The sequence below is a fragment of the Carnobacterium maltaromaticum DSM 20342 genome, assembly GCF_000744945.1.
Taxonomy (GTDB): Bacteria; Bacillota; Bacilli; order Lactobacillales; family Carnobacteriaceae; genus Carnobacterium; species Carnobacterium maltaromaticum.
Map to the genome: position 1 here is coordinate 3,337,957 of NZ_JQMX01000001.1, position 14,278 is coordinate 3,352,234.

Below are 14,278 nucleotides of genomic sequence, written 5' to 3' on the forward strand. Positions count from 1 at the left end.
TTCAAGGAGGAATTCAAAAATGGCAATGAATTTTAATGTAGAAGTAGATTTAGTCCCAGTTACGATTAATGGAGAAACTTTTAATTTTGATGCGACTGAAGAAAATTTAATTAAATTTTTTGACTTTGAAAAAGAAGTTAAAGAACGAGGAAATAAATTAAAAAAAGAACTGGATAAGATTCAAGATAACGAATTTAACGAGACTGAGTACAAAAAAGTGTTTGATTTAGCTGTTAAAGACTTAGCTATCAATTACAATTTCTTATTCGGCGAGGGTTCGTTTGATAGATTGTACAAAGTTGTTCCATCATTTTCAAAACTCATTGATTTATTAGATCCTGTTTGTGAAGGAATCGTTTCAGAAATAAACAACATTCAAAAGAAACGCAATAAAGAAATGGAGAAAAAAGAAGCTAAGTATTTAATTGATAAAAAGAAGTCTAAAAAGTAGGTGTGAATAATGTTTTCACTTGCATATAGATTTAACGACAGTATCGAAATTCAAGGCGTTCAGCATGATATAGACATGAGTTTCGATAATGTTTTAAGAGTCATTGAAATGCTTGACGATGAGGATATACAGCCTATCAGAAAAGTAACAATGGGGTTAGAAATGTTACTTGATAAAAAACTAGAATGTGACTTACAAACTCAAGTGGATATTTTTAATGAAATTATTGAAACGAAAGTATACACATCTGAAAAAGAAAAAATAGCTCTTGATAGAAATGGTGATCCTATGCCAGTTGTTAAAGAGGAAAACAAGCAAGTGTATTCCATTAAATATGATGCTGAATACATATTTTCCTCGTTCAAACAGGCGTATGACATTGATTTGATAGAGGAACAAGGCAAGCTGCACTGGGACAAGTTCAGAGCCTATTTAATAGGGTTACCGACTGATACGAAGTTCCAACAAGTTATGGATATACGACAGCGTGAAATGCCTAAAGGTAAAGGTAGCGAAAAAGAAAGAAAAGAATTGAAGAAACTTAAAGAATTATATGCTTTACCAAGCCAAAACTTGGAAGAGGGTGAGTAAGAATGGCAGATGGAAGCATTACTATTGATGTTGATGTAAATGGCGACAGTCTTAACGGATTGAATAGTGATCTTGCCAGTGTAGAGGGCAATGGTGAAAAAGCTTCTCTTTCTATCGGGAAAATTGTTACAGCATTAGGGCTTGTAGAACTTGCAAGTGCTGCATTTGGAGCTTTAAAAGATGGAATTGGAGCTTCATTAAATGAAGGTGCTGCATTACAACAATCATTAGGTGGTATTGAAACACTTTTTAAAGATAGTGGAGACAAAGTAAAAGCTTATGCAGATGAGGCCTATAAAACAGCTGGAATGTCTGCAAACAGCTATATGGAGACTGTAACCAGTTTCAGTGCTAGCTTATTGCAATCTATGGGCGGAGATACTGAAGCGGCAGCAGATACAGCCAATATGGCAATGATTGACATGGCGGATAATTCGAATAAGATGGGAACGTCTATGGAGAGTATTCAAGATGCTTATAAAGGTTTTGCCAAGCAGAATTATGCAATGTTAGATAACCTTTCTCTTGGATATGGCGGTACTAAAACAGAAATGGAAAGACTTTTAGCTGATGCCGAAAAACTAACAGGCGTCAAGTACGACATTAACAACCTAGACGACGTTTATAACGCTATTCATGCAGTTCAGGAAGAAATGGGTATCGCTGGAACGACAGCTAAAGAGGCATCCGAAACTTTTACTGGGTCCTTTGCAGCAATGAGTTCAGTATTTAAGGATGTTCTAGGAGGGCTAGCGTTAGGGGAAGATATAACACCGAAACTAAAAGATTTGGCTTCTACAACAAAGACATTCTTGATAGATAATTTCATCCCTATGTTTACGAATATACTAAAAGGTTTACCTGCTATTTTTGTAGCAGTGTTTAACGAATTGAAACCTTATGTAAAAGAAGCTTTTAGTGGTATTTTCGATTCATTGAAAGCTAAAATACCTCCAGATATTTTGAAAGCTATTACCAAATTAGGTGATGTAGTTTATAATTTCTTACAAAGTTTAAAAAAAGGGTCTGGATCTGTTGACGGATTTGGAATTGCCCTTAAGGTAATCAAAGGTGTATTCCTAACTTTATTAGGACCAATCGGTTTATTTGCAAAAGCTTTTGAGTTAGTTGTGAAAGCTTTAGGGGGCGGCGACGTAAGCAAGGGGATTGACACGATTATGCAATCGTTTGACGGTTTAGCTCAAGGAATTAAATCTAATGGGCCTAATTTGGGTAAATCGTTTGGTAAAGCTCTAGAAGGCATTTTAGGAGCTATCGCTAAAGCTTTGCCAGGGATTGTGTCTGGGGCTTTAAAAGTAGTGGCGGGTTTTATATCCGGAATTGCTAAAGGATTGCCGATGTTAACAGCGGCAGCATTCCAATTTATTACAGCCTTCACAGGTGCAATGTTAGTTCTTATTCCTACTGTTGTGCTATCTGCTACAGCGATTATTGTAGCATTTTTAGGCGCATTAACTACAGCTCTACCACGGATTATTGAAGCTGGTGGAAAACTAATCAATGCAATACTTCAAGGTATCACGGAACAACTCCCAGCGCTAATTACAAGTGCAGCAAGTTTGATAGTAACATGGCTAACAGCATTGAATGAACATATGCCAGAAATTTTACAAGCTGGTTTTAATTTATTAATCACATTTTTACAAGGAATTGCTTTAAATATTGGAGCAATAACAGACCAAGCTATCAGTATTGTTGTTAACTTTGTTCAAGCGATTGTAGCTAGAATGCCTGATATTGTAAATGCTGCAGTTGATTTAATTGTTAGTTTTGTTAATGGGTTAGCTTCAAGAATGCCAGATATTATCGGTTCAGCAGTAACATTAATAGCTAGCTTCATTAATGGAATTGCGAACAATTTATGGCAAATTATTGATGCGGCCGTCAATTTAATTGTGCAATTTGTGCTAGGTATTGCAAATAATATTGAAAAAATTGTTGATGCTGGTATGTACCTTATTGATAAAATAGTCGAAGGATTACTCCAAGCGCAAGATAGGTTGTTTAAAGCTGTTACGACATTAATTAACGGTATGGCTGAAAACATCAGAAACAACAAAGAGGAAGTAAAATCCGCGGCTGTAAATTTATTGGATGCGATTATAGGAGTATTTGTTCCAGATGCTTTATTTGATGTTGGGAAGAATATTATTCAAGGATTAATTGATGGAGTGGGATCTATGATTGATGCTGCTGCTAAAAAAGTTGGAGAAGTCGCTAGCGGAATTAAAGAGAATATAACAGGGGCATTGGGTATTCATTCGCCATCACGTTGGATGCGTGATCATGTTGGTAAATTCATCCCACAAGGAATTGCTAATGGTATAGATGCGGATGCTCGAACAGCTTATAAAGCTATGGATTCGCTAGTCGGCGGTTTGAAAATACCATCAATTAATGCTGAAGCAGCGCTAGGCATTAGTTCTAGAATGTCAATTAGTCCTAGTGGTATAAATGCAGCAATCAATAATAATCATTCAATTAAGCAAAACGAAAACATTGGAGAATTGGTTTCTGCTGTTAATGCTTTAACAGAAAACCCAATAGTCGCAGTCACTTACTTGGATAGTAATAAAGTTTCAAAAGGACTAGGTTCATCAAACGATGAAGTGCAAGGTCAACGAACTAAATTTAGTGGATGGGGGTTAGAAATCCAATGAACAACCTATATGATTACGGAATACAATATAATGGGCGACATAGCTCGGAGCTTGGGCTTGATGTTATCGATAAACAAATATCATTCCCAGGTAAAAACAAAGTATTAATAAGCATTCCCCATTCCAATTACGTTTATGATTTTAGCCAAGTATATGGTACGCAAAACTATACTGAACGTACTTTTACAGTGACATTCAATATTATTAATCGTAGCTTATGGACTAAAGATTCTATGTATATTCAGTGGACTAAAGTTCTTGATTGGTTGATGAAACCTAGTACAAAAATACCTTTATACGATGATATCATGAAAGATTATTATTATTTAGGTGAGGTTCAAGTCAAACCAGATATAGACGAATTGAAATATAGAGGTAAATTAACTGTAGTTTTCCAATGCTACCCCTTTAGAATATATGAACTTCAAGAAGGAAACGATATTTGGGATACGTTTAATTTTGAGTTAGACATGGCGCAACTGGTTAAGCATGATGTCAAAGGTTCAAAATCAATTAGTTTGTTTAATGTTGGAATGTCGAATTTAGCACCACTTGTTGTAGCCAGCTCTCAAATGGAAATTCGCCATAAAGGGAAGTCTTACAAGGTGTTAAGTGGAGAAAATAAAATAGCTGGATTTTATCTGTTACCTGGTATCAACGAACTTGAAGTTATTGGAAATGGAACAATTGAGTTCAAGTTTTACAAGGAAGTGATTTAATGTATCAAGTCTTAATTAAAAATGGTCCTAAAGGCGATGAATTAGAAATTCATTCGCCTTTTTCTAATGATTTAAAATTAATTGAAGGTTCAATAAAAAAAGGAATTAACACCTTTGACAGTTTTAATTTGTCGTTTATTCCTAATAATCCTGCTTTTGGAAAAATGAAACCTTTAACAACGCTTATTAGAGTTTTTGATAGTCAATTGAACAAGAATATATTTAAAGGTAGAGTTTTAATCCCTACTGATCAGATGGAATCAACTGGTGAATTTAACTGTAGCTATACTTGTGCTTCGGACTTGAGTTATTTACAAGACACTGTTCAGAAGTATGCCAAAATCCAAAACACAACACCAGAACAATTTTTCAGATATCTGATAGGCATTCACAATGCACAGGCCGAAGAGCATAAAAGGTTTATTGTGGGTATCGTGACAGTTACAAACAGCACTGACAATGTTTATCGTTATGTAGATGACATGGCAACGACCTGGGAAACAATACAAGACAAATTGATTAGTAGAATCGGCGGAGAAATCCGAGTTCGAGAAGTAAATGGCGTTAATTATATTGATTACGTTACAGAAATAGGAGAACACGTTGATACCACTATTGAGTTAGCTAAAAATCTTATTTCAATTTCTAAAAGTGTTGATCCTACTGAAATTTGTACTCGTTTATTTCCTCGAGGGGAACGTTTGGAAGGAACAGAAGAAACAAACTCTGATGCATCACAACCTAGACTGACAATAGCAAGTGTTAATAACGGAAAAGAGTATATTGATGCACCTCAAGCGTTGATTGACGAGTTCGGAATAATGGAAAAAACAAAAGAATGGTCAGAGGTAACTCAACCGCAAATTCTATTGTCTAAAGGAATCGAGTTTTTAAACAGCCAAAAGTCGGCATTAACTCAGTATCGCATATCAGCACTAGATTTATCGTTAATCGACTTAGATGTCAGGCGTTTTGAAGTTGGTAGCTATCACTTTTTAAGAAATGCAGTTATGGGAATTGATGAAGAGTTAAGAATTGTTGGAATCGGGATTGATATTATTAATCTGTCTACTTCAGATTTAACCTTTGGAGATAGGTTTTTAACTTTATCTCAGTACCAAAATGAAATAAATAAAAAGAATAATGCCTTAAATGATTTGGCTAGTAAAGCAAATTCATTATCTAGAATAACTAGTAAACTTAGCGAAACAACTACTACGCTAGGAAATGAATTAAATAACAGCAATAAAATAATCACAGAACAACAGCAGCAGATCGCTGAAATGAATAAACGAATTGAGAATCTTAAAAACGGAACTAATCCACAAGAAATAGGGAAAATTATTGATGTATCTGAACATCAAGGTCAAATTGATTGGGCAAAAGTGAAGGGAGATAATATAGAACTTGCGATCATACGAGTTCAAGATGGTAGTTCTTATGTTGATAACTACTATCGTTATAACATTCAACAATGCCAACGCTTTAATATTCCTTATGCGGTTTATGCCTTTGCCCGATATGTTAATGAAGCCGATGCAGGACAGGAAGCAACTGACTTTTATAATAGAACAAGGTCGATTGTCGGAACTGGAAAAAGTCCTCAATTCTATATGATTGATTTAGAAGTTGCTACTATGGAAAATATGCGACTAGGTACGGAATCATGGCAAAACAAGATGATTTCACTCGGTGTTGTTCAAGTGAATCAAGTCGCTTATATTGCGAATCATTTATACAAGCAGTTCAATATAAATGTTGCTCGTTTTGGAAGCATCGTGATACCTGCATACAGAAGTACGCCACCAGATCATGCTTTTGATTTATGGCAATACACTTCAAATGGTAGCATAGCTGGCATTGAAGGAAATGTTGATATGAATAAAGAACCATCTGAAAGGTTTAAAAAACAATATTTAGGAAGGTGATAGAATGCCAAAATATTATACTGATCCAACACCTATCGATATTGAAAATTGGGTCGATATGGATAAAGTGGATGAACTTCATAGGAAGTTAGCGAACTGGATTCGTGAAAAAATGTATGGAATTGATGTTCGTGAAGCTTTAGCTCGCTTAGTTGAACAGACATCATCTGATTTATTTGATGCAAATCAAGTGGCATTAGCACTTGAAAAACTAGCAATTTCACTTGAAGAAAAGTGGAACGAAGACTACAAGTTACTTTCTGATGAATGGAAGAACACTCTTGCAGGAGTTACCGTAGATGATGAAGTAATAAATGCGAGAATAGAACTAAGAGGGTTTGTTTATAAAACACTTAAAGAGCGGCTAGATGCTATGCAAGCTATATCCGACAAGTTGAACCCTGTTTCAGAAGTATTTTCCATCGAACACAATCAATTCGGTTACCCAGCCGTACGTGTGTTGTCGCTTGAGTACGGATTAGGAGTTGTACCTTTAGAATCGGAACCAGTTTTCGGAGGTTCTAGCACAATAACTGTTAACAGTGACATTGAGTACGTTGACAGAAATAATCTTAAAGTAAAAGTACCACTAGGTTATATGATGACTAGCCCAAGCATTGAACAAACTTCAGAAAATGAATATTTATTAATTGAAGGCCTAAAGTCTTTAGTTATTGAAATCGGAGAAAAAATTTAAGGAGGAATGTAATAATGAATTTAATGAAAATATTCAAAGGTATGCCAGATGCAGCACAAGTAATCCAAAAAAACTTCGAAGAAATTGAAAAAAAACAAAAAGAAGTAGATAAATATCCTACTGAGTGGGAAAAATTTGGCGATATGCAAGTTAGGTTCTTGAACGAAGATACCGTTCAGTCGAAAGGTACTTTTAAGAGTGGATCGATCATTCTTTCAAATCCAGCTTTAGTCGGTACAATAGATAAAAAATATGTGCAGAATAAAACTTTCTTTATTAGCGCTTTTCAACGAACCGGTTCGGGATTAATGCCCTTGCAAGTAAACGGCGACGGTAAAATTTTTGCACTTGCCAATCCAAATCCTGGAGACTATTTCGAATTAACCTTAGTGACATGGACATTATAGAAAGTAGGTGGTGAATTGATAGATGGTGAAGAACAATTATGGAGAGATATCCTTGTTAAATTAGCTCGCATCGAGGAACAAACTAAAGGACTTGATGAATTAACAAGGGATGTGAGTCGGGCTTTAGCAATATCAAAAGAAAATCAAAAAGCAATTGTAGAAATGAAAGCGAACAATAAATGGGCATGGGGATTTATCATCACCATTGGCATTTCATTTATTACTTATTTCATTACAAAATTATAATTGAAAGGAGGTGATTTGATGAAAGTAAATTGGAAAGTCCGTTTTAAATCAAAAGCATTTTGGGTTGCAATTGTGCCAGCCTTCTTATTGTTAATTCAATTATTGTTAAAGCCTCTGGGATTTAATTTAGACATTGATTTTCTAGGTGGTTATTTCTTAGATGTTGTTAATGCAGTATTTGTATTACTTACAATTTTAGGAGTTGTGAATGATCCAACTGTTTTTGGTTTTAAAGACAGCGAGCAGGCGTTAAATTATGAAGAACCTAAAAAAGACTAGCTCCCGAATTAATTTGGGAGCTATTTTTTATATCAAAAAAGGAGCGTGTAAAATGAAAAAAGTAAATAAAGTATTATTCAGTTTAACCCTGATTTTAGTTTTAATGTTCCCGACCATTGCTGGTGCAGTGAACGTTGAACAACGACTAATGCCGTTTGTGCCGTCTACAGGCCTAAGTACAAATGAATTTGTTATTGCTCACGAATCGGGAAATAGTAATAACGCAGGGCCTGATTCTCTTGAACGAGAAATTTCGTTCATGTCAAATAATGTCAATAGTGCATTTGTTAGTCATTGGGTTGGTGGGGGAGGTCGTGCGGTTCAGATTGCTCCAAGTGGATTCATTCAATGGGGTGCTGGACCTCGTGCTAACGGTAGAGCATATGCTCAAGTAGAATTAGCAAGAACTAACAACGCTGAAACTTTCAAAAAAGATTATGTGACTTATGTTAATTTGTTACGTCAATTGGCAAAAGAAGCAGGCGTTCCTGTTAGTCTTGATGGTTACGGTAAGGGGATTAAGTCTCATTTATGGGTTACTCAAAATCTAGGTGGAACAGATCACTCAGACCCTTATGCTTATTTAGCACAGTGGGGAATCAGCAAGGCTCAATTTGCAGCAGATGTGGCGAACGGTATTGGTTCATCCAATGAAGTAAAACCTGATCCAATTCAACCGCCAGTTAATCCAAGTCCACCAGTTACAACACCGAGTACAGGTAAAACTTTGAATTTACCAGCTGCATCAACAAGTTGGAGAATCTACGGTTTAAATTCTAGTCCTGTTGCTGGTAACGAAGTTGGGTTCTTGAATCCTAGTCTTTTTGGAGGATTAACTTACTCAATTCTTGCTGATCGTGGCAATGGAATTTATGAAATTTCTACTAGAGATTTTGGACGAGTACAAATCTATGGTGCTACTTCAACAGGCGCAACTGTATCTGGAGGAACAATAGCAACGCCACCAGTTTCAGACCTTAATGATGGTAGAATTAGCCAAACTGGCACATTCTTCATGGACCGCACTATCAATGTTCGTCATGGTAGCCCATCAACTTCCGCAAATGTTAAAGCTCAATATTTTGCTGGTGAAAACTTAACTTACGATAGCTATATAAAAGCTGAGGGTTACATCTGGTTATCTTACACAGTTGGAAGCCAGCGCTATTATGTTGCTTGGAAAGTAATTAATGGTGAAGAATGGGGAATCATTAAATAAAGAAATAGCCCACTACAATAAGTGGGCATACATAAAAACGAGTTAAAATTTTTAGTATTTAATAGTAAGAGTTTATTTTTTCTTTTGTTTAATAAACATGAACATTCCATTCATGTGGAGAGTGTGACATTACTAGTTAAAAAATAAAAATATCTGGAGTTAAGATGGATAGTCATCCATTTTAACTCTTTTTATCATGGTTCTCGTTGCTTTGTCATGGTTCTTGTTGCTTTAGCAACTTAGAACCATGATACACATCCATCGAAGATGGACTGTGATCCTAAACACAGTTCCTTTTATAAAAAAACACAGTATGAATCGACCCGAAGAGAAAAATTTAAAATAATCGAAACTAGTACTAATTTTTCCATATAATGAATTTAGACAAGGAAGTTTTTAAAATGAATTTTACCTACTTCTTTCTTAAATTAAAAAATTTCTTAATACTTATTTTGAATTTTTATGCTAAAATAGAAACAACTGTTTGCATTTTTTTGTTTTGTGCATAATTTATATAAGAGTGACTAAGGAGGTTGTACAAATTTATTACTTAAATAAAGACCCTAGAAAAAATCCAACTAAAATAATTGCAATGATTGGAGTAGGGCTAGTATTTATTGTATTCCTTTATTTAATCATTAGTAAGGTTTGGGGACTTTCTTTTTTTCCGCAACAAGAGATAAAAGATTTTCCAATCAAAGGTGTTCAAGTTTCAGCAGACGAAGGTCATTTGGATTGGCAATCTATTGAAGAGTCAAAGTTATCTTTTGGTTATATTCAAGCAACTGAAGGCAGTAGTTACCAAGATGACCAATTTATGGTTAATTGGGATCGCATTAAAGGAACAAATTTACGTCATGGGGCCAGTCATTATTTTAGTTTTGATAGCCCTGGAGCTACCCAAGCAGAAAATTTTTTACAAGTATACCAGCCTACAAATAGTGATTTACCTCCAGCTATAATTATTGAATTTTATGGAAATAAGCAACAAAATCCTCCTGATAAAACAAATGTGGAAACTGAATTGAAGGCGTTTATTTCAACTGTCAGTGAGGCAACACAACAACAACTAGTTTTATGTACAAATCGAGATATTTATGAACGTTACATTAACGGGAAATTTCCTGAAACATTGATTTGGTTAGTGGATACTACAAGTTCTCCAGACATAAAAGAACCTATAAAATGGAGTTTTTGGGAGTATACTGAAGATGGAACTTTAGGCAACAAAGCAATTAAACAAAACAGTTTAGATTTAGTTGTTTATCGAGGTAGTGAAGCAGAGTTTAAGGCATTGGGGCAAAAGTAAATTTAATCATAGTTAGTTGCTAGCGCCTCGGAAAAAGATGAATTCCTAATTCTTCATTCGATCTTGAGCAAAATCAACAAACTTTTTAGTGAGCTACTCGCCTCAACAATCTTTTTTATAAGGCTAGCTCTTATGAACCAACTCATCGAGAAAAAGATAAAAATTCGAGATGGCAAAAAGCGCCATATCAATTTTTCCTATTTTCTTATCGGAGCTACCCGGCTCAACGAGCTTTTTATTACAAGGAGGAATCAGATTTTGTGGACTTATTCTATCATTTTAATTGTGTTAATTTTAGCAGTATTAGCTATCTATTTATATAATCAAAACCATTGGGTTGGATTGACACGATTTCAGTTAACAATTCCATATTTAGCTACGTCATTAAAAAATAAAAAAATTGTTCATATTTCTGATCTGCATATTCCAAGGAATAATGTTTCTTTGGAAAAAATTATTAATTTAACAAGGGATGAAAAACCAAGTTTGGTTGTTTTAACGGGTGATTTAGTTGACGTTCGAGGAGAGCTACCTAAAATTGAATTGGCACAGTTTGCAAAAGAATTAGTTGAAATCGCACCAACTTTTGCAGTAACTGGAAACCATGATTTGAACAGTGGGCATCTTCAAGAATGGGAAAATATATTAACTGCTGCGGGCGTTCGTGTATTAATTGATGAAGCAGAATGGATTCAAATTGAAAATGCAGGTCTTGTTGTTATGGGGTTATCTGAAAAAGAAAATTTTAAGACCTTATCGGTTCCGTTACTAAATGGAATTCAATTAAATGAAGGTATGCAAGAGCAGCCTAAACTATTGCTAGCTCATCATCCAGAGTTTTTTGAACAATATTACCTTGATAAGACGAAAGCGCCAGATATTACGTTTACGGGTCATGCACATGGTGGTCAAGTTCGAGTGCCGTTCATTGGTGGTTTATTCGCACCAGGACAGGGACGTTTCCCGAAATATACAAGTGGAGTTTATTATCATCCAGAAATGAAAAGTAAACGAATGGTTGTTAGTCGTGGAATAGGAAACTCTAGCTTTCCATTTAGAATCAATAATCGACCTGAATTGGTTGTCGTGACCTTGAACTAACTATTTTGTAAGATTAGATTCTTAGTTTGTAAGAAGAATCGTAGGACTAATTTTCTGATTTTAGATATACTTAAAATCAGAAATGAGGGATTTTAAATGAAAAAAATAATTAGTATAGTAGTGCTCGTATTACTTGTAATTGGTGGTAGTTATTATTTTAAAAATTATACAGGTCAAGATCTATATACAAAAGTTAATGCTCCTATAGAGGAACTTAAAACAAAAGACAATAAAGGGAATACTGTCCTTGATTATCGTTATAAACTGAAAGCAATTGATGAAAAAGGAAAGATAACGATGATTGATTTCACTGGAAGTATCGGGCGTCCATTGCGTGAAGGTGCGTATTTAAAGGTGAAATATAATCATAAAAAAGGCGTTTTATCATGGGAAGAAACAAGTAAATCTTCAATTCCTAAAAAAGCGTTACTTGAAATTGAATCAAATCAGTAATGAGAGTAGCTGTTGACAAAAGTCAGCACTACTTTTTTTGTTGTTTGACAGTTTATTTAAATTTGGTATGATAGGAAAGAAGTATTTAAAAAGTGAGGACAAGCAAAATGGCAGAGTATGCAGCTATCATACCAGCAATTTTTATTGAAAGGCCCAACCGTTTTATTGCTCTATGTGAAGTTGATGGGGAGCAGAAAGTAGTCCATGTTAAAAATACAGGACGTTGTAAAGAATTATTAATTCCAGGTGTTACAGTCTATTTAAATTATGTTCCTTCAAAAACAAGAAAAACGGATTATGATTTAATTGCTGTTAGAAAAGGACCTTTATTAATTAATATTGATAGCCAAGTACCGAATACAATTGCAGTTGAGGGATTACTAGCTGGACAAATTAAATTACCACAAGTTAAAGGCAAGATTATTCAGCTAAAGCGTGAAGTAACTTATTTGCATTCTAAATTTGACATTTATTTTGAAACTGATTTAAATGAGAAGATATTTGTTGAAGTTAAGGGAATGACCTTAGAAGATAGTGGTATTGTATCATTTCCAGATGCACCTACGTTACGTGGTTTAAAGCATGTAAATGAGCTGAGTTTAGCTATAGAAAATGGTTACCAAGGAGCAGTCTGTTTTATCGTTCAAATGAGCCAGGCAAATTATGGAACGATTAATCGAAATATGCAGCCTGAATTAGCTGTTGCAATTAAAAAGGCACAAGAAAAAGGCGTAGCAATAGTAGTTTATACTTGTCATTTGACCCCAAGTCAGATTACAATAAAGGAAGAGATTCCATTTAAGCTAGAATAGGAAATCACTTAAGGGAGAGTTGTCCAATGTTAAATTTAGGAATTATAGGAACAAACTGGATTACAAATCAATTTGTCGATGCTGCGATTGCAACAGGAGAGTATCAGTTAGTCGGTGTCTATTCACGTAAATTAGAACAAGCTGAAAAATTTGGTGCACCTTATCAAGCAACTATTTTTGAAAACGATTTAGAAAAATTCGCACAACATCCTGAAATTGATGTTGTTTATATTGCTTCACCTAACAGCTTACATTTTCAGCAAGCTGTTACATTAATGGAAGCTAAAAAGCATGTTATTATAGAGAAACCTGTATTTTCTAATCCTAGTGAATGGGAATTAGCTGTTGAAGTTGCTGAGAAAAATAATGTTCTTATGCTAGAAGCAGCAAGACACATCCATGAAGAGAATTTTGCAATTGTGAAAGATGAGATTAGTAAATTAGGAACGATTGCGGGAGCAACCTTTACCTATATGAAATATTCTTCACGATATGATCAAGTTTTAGCTGGGGACGAGCCTAATATTTTCTCACTACTTTTTTCAGGTGGAGCATTATCTGATTTAGGTGTTTACAGCGTTTATGCGGCTGTTGGTTGGTTTGGCATGCCAGAAAGTTGTCATTATTTCCCACAAAAAATAGCTACAGGTGTAGATGGTATGGGGACAATTATCTTACGCTATCCAACTTTCAATGTAACCTTGATTACTGGTAAAATTGTTCAATCGTATTTACCTTCAGAAATATACAGTTTAGATAAAACTATCGTAATGGATGGCGTGAATGCAATTTCATCAATTGAGGTAGTAGATTGGAAAAATGATCAAACGATGCAATTAGCAGCTGCACCAAAAGAAAATCCAATGGTAGATGAAGCTAAAGCTTTTGCAGATGTTATTAATGCACCTGATACAGAAGAAAATAAAGAAAAGTATGCAAGTTGGTTAAAATTAAGTCGTGAAGTCAATCAAGTTTTAAAAGCATTGAGAGACGATGCAGGAATTGTGTTTGAGGCTGACACAGAAAAATAGGTAAGAATAGTGAATATATAAATTATTGATAAAGGGGTGTATCTAATGTTTCGTTAGATATATTCCCTTTTTGCCATGGCTCTAGGCGCAGAGCGCCGTAGAGCCATGGCATGCAAACCGTAGAGAGAAAGGAAGCAAAGTCTCACTATGTTCGCTTTGTACCAATTCGCTAAAGGGCGAATCCCTTAACCTCAGTGGCATAATCCTAAAAGTATTTCGGCTCTAGACGCAAAGCGCCGTAGAGCCATGGCATGCAAACCGTAGAGAGAAAGGAAGCAAAGTCTCTCTGTGTTCGCTTTGTACCAATTCGCTAAAGAGTAAAAACAAAGGATCAAAGTCGTCTTAGCAGCCGCT

General features: G+C 35.0%; 15 protein-coding genes. All 15 read left to right on the forward strand.

All coding sequences use genetic code 11. From position 1 onward, the window contains the following. Positions 1-19 precede the first annotated feature (19 nt). On the forward strand, positions 20-451 hold the full coding sequence (locus BR77_RS15590; RefSeq protein WP_051926762.1) for a hypothetical protein: 432 nt from the start codon (positions 20-22) through the stop codon (positions 449-451). 9 nt (positions 452-460) lie between these two features. Next, positions 461-1,042, forward strand: a complete 582-nt coding sequence (locus BR77_RS15595; RefSeq protein WP_035065643.1) for a bacteriophage Gp15 family protein — start codon at positions 461-463, stop codon at positions 1,040-1,042. Between the two features lie 2 nt (positions 1,043-1,044). Next, positions 1,045-3,723: a phage tail protein gene (locus BR77_RS15600; protein WP_051926764.1), complete on the forward strand. Its 2,679-nt coding sequence runs from the start codon at positions 1,045-1,047 to the stop codon at positions 3,721-3,723. Continuing rightward, a complete protein-coding gene (locus BR77_RS15605) occupies positions 3,720-4,442 on the forward strand; it encodes a phage tail domain-containing protein (RefSeq protein WP_035065646.1) in 723 nt (240 codons plus the stop codon). Before BR77_RS15600 ends, BR77_RS15605 begins: the two co-directional genes overlap by 4 nt. After that, the gene (locus BR77_RS18410; RefSeq protein ID WP_051926766.1) at positions 4,442-6,370 is read left to right on the forward strand and encodes a phage tail spike protein; all 1,929 of its coding nucleotides are present in this window, start codon (positions 4,442-4,444) and stop codon (positions 6,368-6,370) included. The genes BR77_RS15605 and BR77_RS18410 overlap by 1 nt, the downstream gene beginning before the upstream one ends. A gap of 4 nt (positions 6,371-6,374) precedes the next feature. Beyond that, positions 6,375-7,067, forward strand: coding sequence for a hypothetical protein (locus BR77_RS15615; protein ID WP_035065649.1), 693 nt, complete (start codon positions 6,375-6,377; stop codon positions 7,065-7,067). Positions 7,068-7,081: 14 nt separating this feature from the next. After that, on the forward strand, positions 7,082-7,474 hold the full coding sequence (locus BR77_RS15620; RefSeq protein ID WP_035065651.1) for a hypothetical protein: 393 nt from the start codon (positions 7,082-7,084) through the stop codon (positions 7,472-7,474). Positions 7,475-7,489: 15 nt separating this feature from the next. Beyond that, on the forward strand, positions 7,490-7,720 hold the full coding sequence (locus BR77_RS15625; RefSeq protein WP_035065653.1) for a hemolysin XhlA family protein: 231 nt from the start codon (positions 7,490-7,492) through the stop codon (positions 7,718-7,720). 18 nt (positions 7,721-7,738) lie between these two features. Next, entirely contained in the window at positions 7,739-7,999 is a 261-nt protein-coding gene (locus BR77_RS15630) for a phage holin (RefSeq protein ID WP_034564825.1), read from the forward strand. A gap of 52 nt (positions 8,000-8,051) precedes the next feature. Beyond that, entirely contained in the window at positions 8,052-9,218 is a 1,167-nt protein-coding gene (locus BR77_RS15635; protein ID WP_051926767.1) for an SH3 domain-containing protein, read from the forward strand. A 592-nt stretch (positions 9,219-9,810) separates the two neighbouring features. Beyond that, positions 9,811-10,527, forward strand: coding sequence for a glycoside hydrolase family 25 protein (locus BR77_RS15640; protein WP_238338730.1), 717 nt, complete (start codon positions 9,811-9,813; stop codon positions 10,525-10,527). A 258-nt stretch (positions 10,528-10,785) separates the two neighbouring features. Next, a complete protein-coding gene (locus tag BR77_RS15645) occupies positions 10,786-11,628 on the forward strand; it encodes a metallophosphoesterase (RefSeq protein WP_035065656.1) in 843 nt (280 codons plus the stop codon). Positions 11,629-11,724: 96 nt separating this feature from the next. Beyond that, a complete protein-coding gene (locus BR77_RS15650; RefSeq protein ID WP_015077095.1) occupies positions 11,725-12,081 on the forward strand; it encodes a YxeA family protein in 357 nt (118 codons plus the stop codon). A gap of 107 nt (positions 12,082-12,188) precedes the next feature. Then, positions 12,189-12,893: a DNA/RNA nuclease SfsA gene (sfsA, locus tag BR77_RS15655; protein ID WP_015077094.1), complete on the forward strand. Its 705-nt coding sequence runs from the start codon at positions 12,189-12,191 to the stop codon at positions 12,891-12,893. 26 nt (positions 12,894-12,919) lie between these two features. After that, positions 12,920-13,924, forward strand: a complete 1,005-nt coding sequence (locus BR77_RS15660; protein ID WP_015077093.1) for a Gfo/Idh/MocA family protein — start codon at positions 12,920-12,922, stop codon at positions 13,922-13,924. The last annotated feature ends 354 nt before the right edge of the window (positions 13,925-14,278 follow it).

Coding starts and splice junctions, on each gene's coding strand:
- BR77_RS15605 (WP_035065646.1), top strand. CDS start 3,720: ATGAACAACCTATATGATTACGGAATACAATATAATGGGCGACATAGC.
- BR77_RS15600 (WP_051926764.1), top strand. CDS start 1,045: ATGGCAGATGGAAGCATTACTATTGATGTTGATGTAAATGGCGACAGT.
- BR77_RS15620 (WP_035065651.1), top strand. CDS start 7,082: ATGAATTTAATGAAAATATTCAAAGGTATGCCAGATGCAGCACAAGTA.
- BR77_RS15635 (WP_051926767.1), top strand. CDS start 8,052: ATGAAAAAAGTAAATAAAGTATTATTCAGTTTAACCCTGATTTTAGTT.
- sfsA (WP_015077094.1), top strand. CDS start 12,189: ATGGCAGAGTATGCAGCTATCATACCAGCAATTTTTATTGAAAGGCCC.
- BR77_RS15660 (WP_015077093.1), top strand. CDS start 12,920: ATGTTAAATTTAGGAATTATAGGAACAAACTGGATTACAAATCAATTT.
- BR77_RS15650 (WP_015077095.1), top strand. CDS start 11,725: ATGAAAAAAATAATTAGTATAGTAGTGCTCGTATTACTTGTAATTGGT.
- BR77_RS15630 (WP_034564825.1), top strand. CDS start 7,739: ATGAAAGTAAATTGGAAAGTCCGTTTTAAATCAAAAGCATTTTGGGTT.
- BR77_RS15615 (WP_035065649.1), top strand. CDS start 6,375: ATGCCAAAATATTATACTGATCCAACACCTATCGATATTGAAAATTGG.
- BR77_RS18410 (WP_051926766.1), top strand. CDS start 4,442: ATGTATCAAGTCTTAATTAAAAATGGTCCTAAAGGCGATGAATTAGAA.
- BR77_RS15590 (WP_051926762.1), top strand. CDS start 20: ATGGCAATGAATTTTAATGTAGAAGTAGATTTAGTCCCAGTTACGATT.
- BR77_RS15595 (WP_035065643.1), top strand. CDS start 461: ATGTTTTCACTTGCATATAGATTTAACGACAGTATCGAAATTCAAGGC.
- BR77_RS15640 (WP_238338730.1), top strand. CDS start 9,811: ATGATTGGAGTAGGGCTAGTATTTATTGTATTCCTTTATTTAATCATT.